11 protein-coding genes are annotated in these 15,354 nt (G+C 53.8%); 9 read left to right on the forward strand and 2 right to left on the reverse strand.

Annotated elements, in window-relative coordinates; all coding sequences use genetic code 11:
* Window positions 1–92 precede the first annotated feature (92 nt).
* From QGH09_04505 to pnp, 9 genes are all read left to right on the forward strand, one after another.
* Window positions 93–578 carry a hypothetical protein gene (locus QGH09_04505; GenBank protein ID HJO17448.1) on the forward strand — a complete coding sequence of 162 codons (486 nt, stop codon included), beginning with the start codon at window positions 93–95 and terminating at the stop codon, window positions 576–578.
* A 12-nt stretch (window positions 579–590) separates the two neighbouring features.
* The gene (gene nusA / locus QGH09_04510) at window positions 591–2,111 is read left to right on the forward strand and encodes a transcription termination factor NusA (GenBank protein HJO17449.1); all 1,521 of its coding nucleotides are present in this window, start codon (window positions 591–593) and stop codon (window positions 2,109–2,111) included.
* A 38-nt stretch (window positions 2,112–2,149) separates the two neighbouring features.
* Window positions 2,150–4,729 (forward strand): translation initiation factor IF-2, encoded by a 2,580-nt coding sequence (gene infB / locus QGH09_04515; protein HJO17450.1) that lies wholly within the window; start codon window positions 2,150–2,152, stop codon window positions 4,727–4,729.
* A 55-nt stretch (window positions 4,730–4,784) separates the two neighbouring features.
* Window positions 4,785–5,069: a DUF503 domain-containing protein gene (locus QGH09_04520; protein ID HJO17451.1), complete on the forward strand. Its 285-nt coding sequence runs from the start codon at window positions 4,785–4,787 to the stop codon at window positions 5,067–5,069.
* A gap of 14 nt (window positions 5,070–5,083) precedes the next feature.
* Window positions 5,084–5,482, forward strand: coding sequence for a 30S ribosome-binding factor RbfA (gene rbfA / locus QGH09_04525; GenBank protein HJO17452.1), 399 nt, complete (start codon window positions 5,084–5,086; stop codon window positions 5,480–5,482).
* Window positions 5,457–6,506, forward strand: a complete 1,050-nt coding sequence (locus QGH09_04530) for a DHH family phosphoesterase (GenBank protein ID HJO17453.1) — start codon at window positions 5,457–5,459, stop codon at window positions 6,504–6,506. The genes rbfA and QGH09_04530 overlap by 26 nt, the downstream gene beginning before the upstream one ends.
* On the forward strand, window positions 6,506–7,447 hold the full coding sequence (truB, locus tag QGH09_04535; GenBank protein HJO17454.1) for a tRNA pseudouridine(55) synthase TruB: 942 nt from the start codon (window positions 6,506–6,508) through the stop codon (window positions 7,445–7,447). The genes QGH09_04530 and truB overlap by 1 nt, the downstream gene beginning before the upstream one ends.
* A 105-nt stretch (window positions 7,448–7,552) precedes the next feature.
* Window positions 7,553–7,822 (forward strand): 30S ribosomal protein S15, encoded by a 270-nt coding sequence (gene rpsO, locus QGH09_04540; GenBank protein HJO17455.1) that lies wholly within the window; start codon window positions 7,553–7,555, stop codon window positions 7,820–7,822.
* Between the two features lie 92 nt (window positions 7,823–7,914).
* Complete coding sequence (gene pnp / locus QGH09_04545) at window positions 7,915–10,050, forward strand: polyribonucleotide nucleotidyltransferase (protein ID HJO17456.1); 2,136 nt, start codon at window positions 7,915–7,917, stop codon at window positions 10,048–10,050.
* Window positions 10,051–10,115: 65 nt separating this feature from the next.
* On the opposite strand, the gene QGH09_04550 is transcribed toward pnp, so the two are convergent.
* On the reverse strand, window positions 10,116–11,219 hold the full coding sequence (locus tag QGH09_04550) for a M48 family metalloprotease (protein HJO17457.1): 1,104 nt from the start codon (window positions 11,217–11,219) through the stop codon (window positions 10,116–10,118).
* Window positions 11,220–11,344: 125 nt separating this feature from the next.
* Window positions 11,345–15,172, reverse strand: coding sequence for a chromosome segregation protein SMC (gene smc, locus QGH09_04555; GenBank protein HJO17458.1), 3,828 nt, complete (start codon window positions 15,170–15,172; stop codon window positions 11,345–11,347).
* Window positions 15,173–15,354 lie beyond the last annotated feature (182 nt).

Genomic DNA, 15,354 nt, shown 5'->3' on the forward strand with positions numbered 1-15,354 from the left:
GTGATAACATCGCTGTTCTCGGTCCTCGGGGATCGAGATGGAGTGGGCGCGTGCCCACTTTTTGTGTTTTAAGTGGCACCGTCAGTTGAATTGTGGGTCTTTCACTCACGGAGAAGCGGCGGCAGATATTCGCCATAGCTGAGCGCGTAGCCAGCGGTCATGGCGTGGAGGTATTCGACGTCCAACTACGAAGAGAATCGATAGGCTGGGTCCTGCGGGTGGTGTTGGACCGCCAGGACTCGGGTGTGGACGACGATAGTATCAGCGTCGATGACTGCCAGAAGGTTAGCCAAGATCTCAACGCCGTGCTCGATGTCGAGGATGCGCTGGATCACGCTTACATCCTTGAGGTGTCATCGCCTGGGCTGGACCGACCATTACGAACACCAGGTGAATATCAGAGGTTCGTTGGTCGGTTGGCGCAGATTGTCGTCTCTGAAGCTATCAATGGACAAACTTTTCTAAAAGGACGCATCCAAGAGGTAACCGACGGCACAGTCCTTTTGGAGAGTAACTCCCGACTACATCGGGTGCCGTTCGAGATTATTAGTCGAGCAAAACTGGAAGTAGAATTTTGATAAGAAACCATCATGAGTAATCCGCTACAACACACTATTGAGGCACTCGCGAAGGAAAAAGGCCTCGAACCAGACGTCATCATTGCGGCAATAGAGGATGCGGTTTTGGCAGCCTCGCGTAAGTACTACAAGTCGAATGAGGATCTTCGTACGAAGTTCAATGCCGAGACTGGTGAGGTTGAGCTATTTGCAGTGCGTCAAATTGTCAATGAGGTGACGGATTCCGAAACTGAAATCTCATTGGAGGAGGCGCAGGAACTCTATGGCGCCGAAGCGGAAGTCGACATGCGGATTGAATTCCCGAAAGCAACTGATGTGCTTGGACGGATCGCAGCCCAGACGGCCAAGCAGGTCATTTTTCAAAAGGTCCGGGAAGCTGAACGAGAAAATATCTACGCGGAGTACTGCGACCGAGTTGGTGAGGTCATCAACGGTCTTGTCAAGCGATTCGAGAGCGGCGACGTCATCGTTGAAATGGGTTGGGTCGAAGCGCTTCTACCCCGGAAAGAACAGTCACGGGTCGAGAACTACACTGCGGGCGATCGTGTCCGGGCTGTGATCAAGGAGGTCAACCGGGTCGCAAAGGGACCACAGATTACACTGTCGCGCACCGATCCAGCCCTTCTCATTAAGCTATTCGATCAAGAAGTACCAGAAATCTATGACGGAACGGTGCAAATCCGAGGTGCCGTGCGCGAAGCCGGTGATCGAGCAAAGGTGGCAGTCTTTTCACGTGAGCGGGACGTAGACCCGGTGGGTGCTTGTGTTGGAATGAAAGGTACTCGCGTTCAGTCGATCATCCGAGAACTTCGGGGCGAGAAGATCGATATCGTTGAATGGTCAGATGACCCAGTCGTACTGGTGACTAATGCCATCAGTCCTGCGCGGGTACAGCGAGTCACGGTCATCGACGAGGCTGAGAAGGTAATGGAGGTTGTCGTCGAGGATAGACAGCTTTCCCTCGCGATTGGAAAAAAGGGTCAAAATGTTCGCTTAGCCGCAAAATTGACTGGTTGGAAAATCGACATTAAGAGTGAAGAAGAAAAACGGCGTGAGGTCGAGGCGCAGTTCGAAGGATTCGACGCTGAGCGCGCCCAAGCCGATATAGCAGCAGCGTTACTCTCCCTTCGGGGTTTCGATGAGGGCATGTGGCAGACACTACAAGATTCATCATTGAATACGGCCGAGCCCCTGATCCACCTGGCAACTCAGGAATTGGAACAGATTCTCGGTATTAGCGATGAGCTTGCAAAGGCCATTCAGAAGGTGGCCCTGGACACTGTGAGCGCACGTCGGCCAGCTGAGGCCCTTGATGCGCTTTTTGGTTCCGGTCCAGACCAGGTAGAGACCCCGGTCGACGGAGGTGAGACTCCGGCGTCGGCTTCATCTGACACCATATCCGAGACGCCGGAGGCCGCCACTAGTGAAGTGGCAGCCGACCAAACCGACATTAAATCAGAGAACGTGGTGGACCCTATTACTGTCGACACATCCACCAGCGAAACAGTGGAGAAACAAGAACCGTCGAAATAGATACGAATACCGACTACAAAGACCGAGACGAGGATACGTTGGCTACCGTTCGAATTTATAAAGTCGCTGAATTGCTGAATACCACAAGCCAAGATGTGGTGGCATTGCTAAAGCGTGATCATGGCATTGACGTAAAGAGCGCTTCTAGCACGATCGAAGAGGTGGTTGCGCGTCAATTCGTTGAGCGCGTCGCGAGTGAGCGTGGTCTGAGCGTGCCAAGTGCGACGTTCACCAGCAAGCCGAAAGTAAGGCGCCGCAAGACCGCCAAGTCGAGTGCTCAAAAAATCGAGCCAAAGAAACCAGCAGCGAAACCATTACCACCACCGCGACTGGTGAAGGCTAAACTCAAGCCGCCAGTAGACGAAGTTGAGGAGCCTAAGGCTGAGGATTCAGAGGCTATCGAGCCGCAACCGACTGCGACCCTCATTACGGCCAAAGCACCTGCACCACTAAGTGAAAAACCAGTGGAGCTGAAGTCTCCGAGGACATCGCGCGTCGTTCCGCCAACACTCAGATTACGAGTCGAGGATGAGGGCACCCCGTCCGCGCCGAAAGTCGCCGCGCCAGAGAAACCCAAGAAGCGCCCGGCAACCCCGACGCCGCCGGCACAGCCGATTACGCGTCCGGTGAGTCCAAAAGGCTCGCCTCGTGTAACTGTGGCACCATCTCGCGCGCCGATCGGTGGACCGAGACCACTTCCCGCGAAGCCGGCACGGCCAGCGGCGCTACCTCAACGACCCGGTGGATTGCCACCACGCCGTGGACGGCGCCCACCATTTCGGCCCGGTGGGCGTTCTGGCAAACGCAAGCATCCACGCGCGGCTACGGCAGTCGTAGAAACACCGCTGCCCGACATCACTCATACGATTACCCTCGCTGAGGGCATGACGGTCAAGGACCTAGCCGACAAGCTCGACACGCGTGCCAAGGATGTGCTGAAGAAGCTAATTGAGAAGCGCATCATGATGACGATTAACACAACACTCGACACGGACACCGCAACGATGATCGCGCGTGAGTTTGGTGCAGACGTCGAGATGCGGACCTTCGAAGAAGAAATGCTCCACGTAGAACAGGAAGACGCGCAGCCAGAGGACCTTTTCCCTCGAGCGCCAGTGGTCACTGTAATGGGGCACGTCGATCATGGAAAGACAACGCTGCTCGACGGTATCCGAGAAACACGAGTCGCTGAGCGGGAGGCTGGCGGTATCACACAGCACATTGGTGCCTATACCGTGGACGTGAAAGATAAGCGCATCGTATTCCTCGACACACCAGGTCACGCCGCCTTTACGCTGATGCGCGCGCGGGGAGCGAAGGTCACTGATGTGGTCGTTCTCGTTGTGGCAGCCGATGACGGCGTCATGCCTCAGACGAAAGAAGCGATCGATCACGCGCGAGCCGCTAACGCACCGATCATCGTGGCGGTCAACAAGATTGATAAATCTGACGCTAATCCCGATCGGGTTAAAACCGAACTTTCGGATCTTGATCTCACGCCTGAGGCCTGGGGTGGCAAGACTGTAACGGTCGACGTCTCTGCAAAGAAGCGGGAAAATATCGACCTTCTTCTTGAGATGATATTACTCGTTGCCGACCTCGGGGAGCTAAAAGCCAATCCGAAGCGGAATGCAGCTGGAACTGTGCTTGAAGCAAAACTCGATCGCGGGCGTGGACCAGTTGCGACGATTCTCGTGCAAGATGGCACACTACGCGTTGGCGACACATTCATCGCTGGCACCGTTGTAGGTAAGGTGCGCGCACTTATTAACGACCAAGGACAGAAAGTCGAATCCGCAACACCCTCGACACCAGTGGAGGTGCTTGGCCTAGGGGGACTCCCCCTGCCTGGCGATGCATTCCAAGCGCTTCCCGATGCTAGCAAAGCAAGACAAATCGCTAACTTACGCCAAACTCAAGCGAAGGAGCGAGAGCTCGGTTCAAAGAGTCCTCGACTCACATTGGAATCACTTCAGGAACAGGTCGCCGAGGGTAATGTCAAAGAGCTATCCATTATTATCAAGGCGGACGTTCAAGGTTCAGCCGAAGTGCTAGCTGACACACTCGCAAAGTTAAGCGATGAGCAAGTTAAGATCCGGATCATCCATTCGGGGGTTGGCGCAATCAACGAATCTGACGCTCTACTAGCGTCAGCTTCCAATGCCATAGTGATAGGCTTCAACGTGCGTCCGGATCGTAATGCTAACGAGGTGGCAGAGCGCGACGGACTCGACATGAGAATGCATTCGGTTATCTACCATGTTACGGACGAAATCAAGAAGGCAATGGCAGGCCTACTCGAACCAACGAAGAAGGAAATGAGACTCGGCACTGCTGAAGTTCGAGAAACATTTAAGGTGCCTAAGTTCGGTTTCGTCGCTGGCTGCATGGTCACTGAAGGGCTAATTGCTCGAACGGGTGACGCGCACGCACGCTTATTACGTGACAACATTGTCGTGCACGAAGGTCGTATTGGTTCACTCCGCCGCTTCAAGGACGACGTAAATGAAGTGAAGACCGGTTTGGAGTGCGGTATCGCATTTGAACGCTTCAAGGATGTCAAGGTGGGTGATGTAATCGAAGCGTTCACAGTGGAAGAAGTGGCCGCAACCGTCTGAGGCGCGCTCGCCCAGTGCCCAGAACACCCAGGAGTCAAAACCACTCCGCCGGATTATGTCTATCGTTGCCTTGTTATCAGTGGAGCTTCATATCCCCGATGCCAACTCTCTCAAAACTAAGCGCATGGTATTGCGACGCGTGAAGGACCGGCTTAAGAAATTCAACGTCTCAGTCGCTGAAACCGACCATCAGGATCTCTGGCAACGGGCAGCGCTCGCGATTGTAGCGGTCAGCACGACGCCAACAGCTGTACGTGAGGCTCTCGCCTCGGTTGAAAATGAAATTGAACGCGCTGCGCCCATGATGGTCACCCGTACTCATGTTGATTTCTTGACTTGAGACCGGATTCAATTATGGCCCAAGGCTCGCGTCCCGAACGTGTTGCGGACCTAGTGCGAGCAGAACTCGGTGAACTCCTCGCACGTCGAGTGAATGATCCCGGCGTCGGCTTCGTTACCCTGACGCGCGTCCAGGTGACGCCCGATCTGCAGCATGCACGCGTGTACTTCACGACTCTCGGTGACGACGATCAGCGCGAGCAATCAAGACGTGCGCTGGAGCGTGCCACCCCGTTTCTCAGGCGCCAGATCGGCCAAAGACTGACTCTAAAGCGGACACCTAGGCTTACATTTCACTTCGATGAGTCAATTGGCCATCAGGAACGTGTGGAGCAATTACTGGAAGAATTACAAATATCACCGAGTACTCACACAGGTGAAAATGACGATGAAGACCAAGAACACGACGAGTAAGGCTACGAATCACACTGTTCAGGACGTCTGCGATGCCATTAGGTCTCACCACAACTTTGTCGTGGTCTCGCATGCCAGGCCAGACGGCGATGCGATCGGTTCACAGGTGGCGATGGGACTCGCTTTGAAGGCGCTTGATAAACAAGTTCGCCTCATTAGCGCAGGCCCGGTGCCGGATATCTACAGTGAACTTTCCGGTGTTGACGAGATCGAGGTCGCGTCGGCAGCGACAGGCAGGTGGGACGTAGCCATCGTCATGGAGTGTCCAGAATTATCCCGCACAGAACTGACAGGCTTAAATGACGGGTTCGTCCTGAGCATTGACCATCACCCTGGAAATACCTTTTTTGGTAACGTCAACTATTTTGATGAGTCAGCTGCTGCGTGTGGCGAACTAGTCTTTTCAGTTCTCCAGGGCCTCCAAGTCCCGATCACAGCAGACATCGCAACGCATCTCTACATCGCAATTCTCACTGATACCGGTTCGTTTCACCACGGCCCGATCTCGACACGAACATTCGAAATTTGCAGATGTCTTACGAGCGCAGGAGCAGACCCAAGGGCATTGGCGAACCAAGTGTTCGACCAATACAGGGTCGGCCGTCTAGAAGTAATCGCCACAATGTTGAACGAGATGCAGTTAGAAGACCAAGAACGAGTAGCAGTGCTCAACATCGACGAAAGGCTCCTCACGCAAAGCAACGCCACCCCAAATGACCTTGACGGCCTCGTTAATCTCCCGCTAACAACACGCACAGTCCAAGCCGTCATTCTTTTCAAGTCCGCACCAGGTCAACCACTGCGTGTCAGCCTACGTTCAAAGGGAGACGTAAACGTCGGGCTCGTTGCCGCGGCATTTGGGGGTGGCGGGCATGCGAACGCCTCAGGGTTCACACTAGAAAGCACTGCCGAAAATAAGCGGCAGGCCGTGATTGATCAGGTTATGGAAGCGGTGAGGACAGCCCTCGGACCTGCCGTTGGTGGAACTCCTGAGAAGGAGAAGCCGTTAATCAGGTCAAGATAATGGACGGCGTGTTGGTCATTGATAAGCCCGAAGGACCCACGTCACACGACATTGTGGCTCAAGTCCGGCGAGTTCTCCGAGTCAAGCGGGTCGGCCACACCGGCACCTTGGACCCGATGGCGACGGGTGTGTTGCCACTAGTGATTGGCCGCGCGACTCGTCTAACTCAGTTTTTTTCAAGAGACTCAAAAACTTATAACGCTACCATTCGACTGGGTTTCTCGACAGACACCTATGACGCACTCGGAATACCGGCAGGGTCAAATGGGGATCCCTCGCTAGACTTGTCCCATGAGTTGGGAGACCAAGTAATCGAGTCAGTTCTGAATAATTTTCGAGGCACATTTGATCAGTGTCCACCCCCTTTCTCTGCGAAGAAGATCGGCGGCATACGTGCCTATACGATCGCTAGGCGCGGTGGGCCTGTAGTGACGGTGCCGGTACAGGTAACTGTAGACCAACTCAGACTACTCAAGGCCGAGAATAGTCGACTGCAAGTCGAGATAACCTGCTCATCAGGATTTTACGTACGGTCCCTAGCGCACGACATCGGACAGATGCTTGGCTGCGGTGCTCATCTTCAAGCGTTGCGACGAACGCGAAGCGGAGAATTTGATCTCGCACATGCTATACCGCTTGAACGCGCCGTACAGGGTAGCAGTGAGGTGAAGAACATGGTTAATCCCGCCCCTTCTCCTATCGTCGACCGCATTCTGCCATTATCCGGACTCCTGAGAGCCTTACCATCTGCGATCCTCACGAGTCGAGGAAGGCGCTGTGCCTCCAACGGTCAGCCTATTAACCAAGACGAGTTGACGCACATTGATGAAGTTACCGGGATAGCAACCAGTAGAGTTCGACTGTTCGACGAATCAGGGCAACTCGTCGCGATTGCAGAAAAGATGGAGGGTGCTTTGCATCCCCGGGTTGTTCTGGTCTAACATTGTAGGTTCCTAGATGAAGGAAAGTAGCGAACAGGGGCGGCGGTCTGGAGTTGGCGTACGAACCCGCAGGGTTCACTCTGGACTGTACGCGGAGGTAATAACGTGACTCTGCAGCGGGAGCAAAAAACTGATGTGATCGGTTCCTACCAGACCCACGACAAAGACACTGGGTCCGCAGAGGTTCAGGTTGCCCTCCTCAGTGGTCGGATTAGTTATTTAACCGAACACTTCAAGATGCATGCGAAAGATCATCATTCGCGACGGGGCCTACTTAAACTTGTCGGACAACGTCGACGCTTACTGGATTACTTAAAACACAAGAATGCCAAGCGGTATTCAGACTTGATCCAACGGTTGGGCATCCGTAAGTAGGCTCAAGACCGACAGTTGGACGTCCCTATCCGACCACATATCTGTGACGGCGGCGCGGGTCGCCGACTGCACTATCCGAGGCGACGAAATCTATGTACAGGCGTGAGTTAACGATCGGCGGCAAGACACTTTCAATCGAAACAGGAAAACTAGCTAAGCAGGCAGATGGTTCCGCCATCGTGCGCTACGGTGACACCGTTGTTATCGTTACCGCCTGTTGCGCGAGTACAGAACGTGAAGGGATCGATTTTCTTCCGCTGACGGTAGATTATCGAGAGTACGCCTACGCTTCTGGGCGAATCCCAGGTGGATTCTTCAAGCGAGAAGCCAGGCCGTCAGAGAAAGAAGTGCTGACCAGCCGAGTCATTGACCGTCCCCTTCGGCCGTTGTTTCCTGCGGGTTGGAGACGGGAGACCCAGGTCATCGCATTCGTCTTGTCATCCGACGGTGAAAATGATTCTGACGTGTTAGCTCTGACCGGTGCTTCAGCAGCATTGTCATTTTCCCGCATCCCCTTTGAAAACACGATCGCGTCAGTGCGCGTTGGTCTAGTGAATAACGAATTTGTCATCAATCCAAACTATGATCAGCGTGCGAAGAGCAAACTCGATCTCGTGGTGGCTGGTAGTGACAAGGCCCTCGTGATGGTAGAAGCTGGAGCTTTGGAGGTTTCGGAGGACGAAATTGTCCAAGCTCTAGAAGCGGGACATAACGCCATCAGACAAATCGTAGAGCAGATTGACGCAATGGCCAGCGAGATCGGTAAACCCAAACTAGCAGCTTCACCTGCACCATTGGTGCCGGAGTTACAGCAGGAGATCGAGAGTCAGGTGCTTAGCCCTCTCACCGAAGCAATGCGGGTAAAGGACAAGATCGAGAACTACGAGCAGGTGGACCGCGTACTAAACGACCTTTTGGAATCGATACCAGAGGACGACGCAAACAAACGTGCTGACGCCAAACGGATTTTTGAGCTACTGAATGAACAGGTGCTACGTGCCGAAATTCTTGAACGGAATAAGCGTCTCGATGGCCGAACCTTCGATGAGATTCGGACGATTTGGACCGAGGTCGGCACACTACCTCGGACACACGGCTCCGCCGTCTTTACGCGAGGTGAAACACAGGCCCTGGTGACGACGACGCTCGGCACAGCTGATGACCAGCAAAAGATCGAATCGCTAGCCGGTGAGTCCTATCGGCGCTTCATGTTGCACTATAACTTTCCACCGTTTTCGGTCGGCGAGGTTAAGTTTCTGCGTGGCCCAGGCCGGCGGGAAATCGGACATGGGGCCCTCGCTGAACGCGCGTTGGCACCGATGATCCCGGACGAGGATAAGTTTCCATACACTATCCGTGTGGTCTCAGACATTCTGGAGTCGAACGGTTCATCGTCGATGGCTACCGTCTGTGGAGGCTCACTCAGTCTTATGGATGCTGGTGTTCCACTGCGTTCACCGGTAGCGGGCGTAGCAATGGGTCTCATCATGGATGAGGAGAGCGGCCGTTACGCAATTTTGAGTGACATAGCTGGAGCAGAGGATCACTACGGTGACATGGATTTCAAGGTCACGGGCACGACCGATGGGATTACCGCGCTCCAGATGGACATTAAGGTCACTGGCATTACGACAGAAATCATGCGCGAGGCACTCGAACAAGCCCGAACTGGGCGACTTCACATTCTCAATAAGATGGCAGAAACACTCAGTGTTTCACGGGAAGACACCTCTACGTTTGCCCCGCGGATCGTTACAATCAAGATCCCCACTGATAAAATCCGAGATGTCATTGGACCCGGTGGAAAGATGATCCGCAGCATCATCGAGCGCACTGGTGTCAAGATCGATGTCGAAGATGATGGACAGATTAACGTGGCGTCGAGCGACGAGACAGCGGCACAGAAAGCAATCGATATCATTCAGGAACTTACGGCGAGCCCTGAACTTAACAAGATTTATGTAGGTAAAGTCCAACGAATCACTGATTTTGGAGCGTTTGTAGAAATAATGCCAAACATTGACGGGCTACTCCACATATCAGAGATCGCGCTCCATCGAGTGAAAGATGTGCGTGATGAACTGAAAGACGGTGAACAGGTGAGGGTTAAAGTGATCAACATTGATCCCTCAGGCAAAGTTAGACTTAGCCGAAAAGTACTTTTACAAGAAGGCAGCGATGGCGACGCTGGGGGGTCGTCGAAGCCACAGTCAGTGAAAAAGGCCTGACGATCCGTCTCCCCTCTCCATCCTAGAAGACCATTTCAGCGTTGCCCTTCTTGCAAGAAGCTCCCCTAGGCTTGGGTTAGAGTTCCTGCTGCTGCTATCCGCTCATGAACAGGCGGATGGGCGTAACACAAGAATGCTAACCAGCGGGATGGCCGTTCAGCGAGGTGTTCTTCACCAATGCGTCGAATCACCGAAACAAAGGCTTCTGGACTCTTGGTCACTTCGAGTGCGAACCGGTCGGCCCGTCGTTCCTGTTGTCGAGACACAAAGTTGGCAAATGGCACCATCGCAAGTGCAACTGTGCCTCCAGTGAGAATCACGAGTGGGAGCCCAGCCGGATCACTTGGGCCAAGTAGACCGAGTGATGGTCCAAGCACAACCAGCGCTCGTGATGACGCGTAGCAGCCGACCATAATCATTACAAGGTCCATCAATAGCCCTTTCCATATATCCGCATGCAAATGATGTGCAAGCTCGTGTGCGAGCACAATCTCAATTTCACCGTCGGAATAGTCTCTGACCAGTGTTTCGGACAGAAGAATACGTCGGCTCTGCCCTGCTCCAACGAGCGCCGCATTGGAACGCTGTGACCCGTTTCCCATGCGATACTGGTAAACCTTAATCTCGGCTGCGCCAGCGCGGGCTGCCAAACGCTCAAGACGCAAACCCAATTGCGGCCTAACTACCGGCGTAACAGTCGTAAACCAAGGCAACACAAGTGGGCCGACTTTCACCAAGAGCATCACGACTAATCCAAAGCCAGCACCAACGATGATCCACCAACCGGACGGCCAAGCCCAAATGGCCGCATACATCACTACCGCTCCAGCTGGGCCAAAACTAAGCAGCACGGCTGTACCCTTTAAATACTCTTGCACTGCGCCACCCGACGATGCCATTGCAGGACGGTACCGCCACTCTAGCCTTCCAAGATAGACTCGGAAAGGCAAAGTTATTACTTCGTGGCACAAGGCGATACACAGGGCAAAGAGCCCAACACCGGAAAGCCAAGCTATGTCAATTGGTGTAGCTGGCACTACAAAATCACGAAGAGCCTTCGATGCTCCTGTCAGAAGCATCAACGTAAACAGCAGGCCTGTTAACCCAACTACCGACGACAGCGCCCTACGCCTGAGCCTATGATAGCGGGTGGCCTTGTCTTCATTCACGGCTTCTTGAACATGCGGGAGCAGCAGGGCCGGTGCAAGAATGCCTTACCGGCCGTAAACCGAACCACCGAGCACACCAGGAATTCGACTGAGCTTCGCCTGAACCAAAGCGAAGGACCACTAACTCAGTTAAACTGGACGGAAATCAACTTGGATACTCCGGGTTCTTCCATCGTAATACCGTACAGTCGATCCGCATGCTCCATCGTCTTTCTGTTGTGAGTGATGAGCACGAACTGAGTCTCGTCAACCATCTCACGCAACATCTCAATAAACCGACCAATGTTGACATCATCAAGCGGCGCATCGATCTCATCCAGTAGACAAAACGGACTTGGCCGGTACTTAAAAATTGCAAACATAAATGCCATCGCCGAAAGAGCCTTCTCGCCACCAGAAAGTAACTGCACACTTTGAAGCCGCTTACCGGGTGGCTGTGCGATGATTTCGATACCACTCTCTAGTAAATCAGCCTCGTCGAGAAGGACCAAACCTGCCTTGCCACCACCGAATAGTGTGGAGAACGTCTTCTGATAGTGCATGTTGATCGCGTCAAATGCAGCACGGAAACGTTCTCTCGTCGTCTTATTGATACGTCGGATTGCTTCTGCCGTCGCGGCAATCGAATCGACCAAGTCCTTGCGTTGCGTAGTCAGAAAGTCGTGGCGGGTATCCAGTTCGTCAAACTGCTCGATCGCCATCATATTGACGGCGCCCAACTGTTCGATTTTTCCCTTTAGCCCGGCGATCACGTCCTCTGTCGTGACAGGAACACTAGTGTCAGTCGTTTCTGCACTGTCACTGCCGACTTCATGCCCGTAATCGTCTTCACTAACCTCAGCGACCGCACCGGCAGGAGGCAACTGTGCAAAGCCGTCGTCAGGCATAACCTCACCATCAGCTTCAAGCTGCTCAACCTCGTTAATGACTGAATCTAGATCGACCTGCAATGTCTCCAAACACGAAGTCGCCAGATGCGAGAGCTCTGCCTGAGCAGTCGCCTGTGATACCTCAAATTTACTTAAGCGATCCCGAACCTCCTCGAGCGTCTCGCGTGCCGATCGAATGGTCACATCTTCTGTCTCAACATGGCCTCTCAACTCGACTAGAAGGTCGTCGGCTGTTCGCACCTGCCCCCTGATGCTCTCCAGCTCCCGAACTCCATCATCGAGAGAGCGCTCTGATTCAATGATCTTCGCTTGCAATAACTGTTTCCGACTGTTTGCGCGGGACAGGTCGTCTCGACTACTCAGAACGCGTGACTCTAATTCCGTAGTCTCCTCCTGAAGACGGTTCACTGCAGCCTTTTCGGCCAAAGCTCTCTCGACGAAGCGTGCATGGGAGGCCTTGCTGTCAGCAAAGCTTTGGCCCACTGTGTCAAACGACGTGCGCGCCTTAGATAGCTTCTCCTGGGCCACTGTGAGCACTTCCTCCGCCTTTTGCTTCTCGTCATCGAGCTTGAAAAGTGACTCCCGCGCCTGCCGTTGACAGCTCTCCGCAGAAGCCTGCTCTTCCTCAGCACGCCGACACTCAGCATCAAGCAACTCACTCTTACGCGTGACCCGTTCTGATTCCTCGCCCAATGTGGCTAACCGGAGACTAAGTTCCAGGGCCGTCTTTTCATGGACTTGTCGTTCCTCATCGAGCTTTGCCAAAACTTCGACCGCTGCCGAGACACGTCGCTTAAGCTCGTCCAATCGCCGCCCTATCGTCTCGACACTCGTTTGTTTCTCTACGATCGTATGACGCAAAACCTTAATCTCACGCCTTGTCGCAAGAAGACCCTTGGCCGAGGACTTGGCACCACTAGACACCAAATGAACTCCACGGACGACCTCGCCGGATAGTGTCGCAATCGATCCAGTAACGACCGTGGCCGCTTCCACAGCCTGCTCCAATGAATCAGCGAAGTAAGCACGACCGAGCACTGAACGAATAGCAGGCGCGCATGGTCCACTGACGCGAACAACCGACATCAAGGGTAATAGTCCAGAGGGAAGTGACTCGGGAGAACTGGCAACGTGAGCCTTGGCCCCGCTATTGTCGTCGGTCGCAATCACGAGGAATCCACATCGTCCAGCATCCTTTTCACGAACAAACTTGAGTCCAGCAACGGCGTGCTCACTACGAGCCACCACGACGTACTGAAGCAACTCACCAAGACAGGCTTCGACAGCAAGTTCGTACTTGTCGTCAACCTCAAGATAATCTGCCACGGAACCCATGTGGCTAATCTCACCGTTCGACTCAGTTAAAATCAGCCGCGCAGCATCGGCATACCCTACCCTAGCAGCCTCAACCTCCTCTAACGACTTCAGCGTCGCGGTTAGAGCGGCCAGTTCGTGTTCATCCGATCGTAGCTCCTCAGTGACTGTTTGCAGTTCACGCTGAATGCCGTCCAGCTCTCCACTTCCTTCAGCGTGAGCAACCTCGACCCGATCCACCGCCTGCTGCGCCTCAACATGACCATCCGACGCCAGCTGGCTATTGACCGTCAAATTGTCCCGTTCGGACGCCAAGTCAACCTTCTCTAAATCAAGTTTGCCAAGATCTTCCACCACCCGTTCGCGCGCCCCGACCGCTTGCTCGACTTCATGGCGCAGGGCGGTAGCTGCATCAGCTAATGAAAACAATTCGTCCCGGGAAGATTCGACATTAGCTTCACTATTTTGAATTTCGAGACGGGCGGCGGTGTACGCTTTCTCGTCCGCAACTATTGTCTGTTCAGCTTCATGGCACGCTGTCTCAGCCCTGGTCACATCAACTCGCTGTCTCTCGAGCTTTTCACTAGCTGGGGCACGTTGAGCCTCGAGCTTCATCAACCTCTCACGAAGCTCTTCAGAGGAGACGTTCAATTCGTCGACCTGCTGCCGACAAAATTCCAACTGCTGTTGACACCGATCGATTTCCAATTCTCGGGTGTGAGCCGTGTCTCGCGTCGATGTCGCCTGAATCTCACTTTCGGTCAATTCGATCCGTTGCCGTTCTTGCCGACTCTCAAGTTCGGCCAGGTGAGCCGAAGCGGCCTGCTCATCAGTACGTACGTCGGCTAAGTTAGCATCAGCAGTTGCGACGGTCAGGGCGAGCGCTCGGTGCCGACGAGTGAATAGCACCTTCTCCCATCGACGTAACTCCTCCCGTAGCCGCCGGTACCGTCGTGCTTTCGCTGCTTGACGCTTGAGTGCATTTCGTTGCTTGTCAACCTCGTGGACGATGTCGTCCACACGAGCGAGGTTTTGCTTCGCAGCTTCAACTTTTAACTCAGCAGCATGACGACGGCTTTTATACTTCGTGACGCCGGCAGCCTCTTCAATTAACTGGCGTCGGTCGATCGGACGCGCGCTCAAAATCTGGCCAATTTTCCCCTGCTCGATGACGGCATAAGCCTTCACCCCAACACCAGAATCCATCAATAGGTCCTGCACGTCTCGCAGGCGACAAATCTTGCCATCAATCAAGTATTCACTTTCACCCGAACGATATAGCCGACGGGAGACCTCCACATCACGTGCCACGCTGGACACAGAAGCCCCTAAGTCGGCTTCGGAGCCAGACACTGACTCACCCTCATCAAGAAAAATATTCGTGACGTTGCCGTGGCCATTGCTCTTCCGATTCACATCGGATTTGTCATGCCCGTTCTTCCCACCACCTTGGCTGTGCCCATTAGACCGTCCAACGCTAGCTGCGGTGACACCTCGAAGGAGAAGCTTGACTTCAGCAGCACCAATCGGCTTCCGACCATCGCTACCACTAAAGATGACGTCTTGCATCCGATCACCACGGAGACTTTTTGCGCTCTGCTCACCCAACACCCAAGTGATGGCATCAACAACATTGCTCTTACCACACCCGTTGGGGCCGACGATCGCAGTCATCCCATCGTCAAACTTCAATTTGGAACGATCGGGAAAGCTCTTGAAGCCAGAAATCTCAAGGTTTTGCAAATACATCAAGAATCCTTCAATGGCTACGGACTGGGGCCAGAACAGAAACGTACGAAACACCAGCTGCGTTATTAACGGTCATTTCACCTTGCCAATCGAGCGGCTGGGGACGCTCGATACGTTGTCCCGAAAGCTACCTCGGCGGCCGAAACGAAGGCAGGTGCCACCAGGGAAAATACACGTCGGTT

Source organism: Vicinamibacterales bacterium (assembly GCA_036012125.1).
GTDB lineage: Bacteria > Acidobacteriota > Vicinamibacteria > Vicinamibacterales > UBA823 > UBA11600.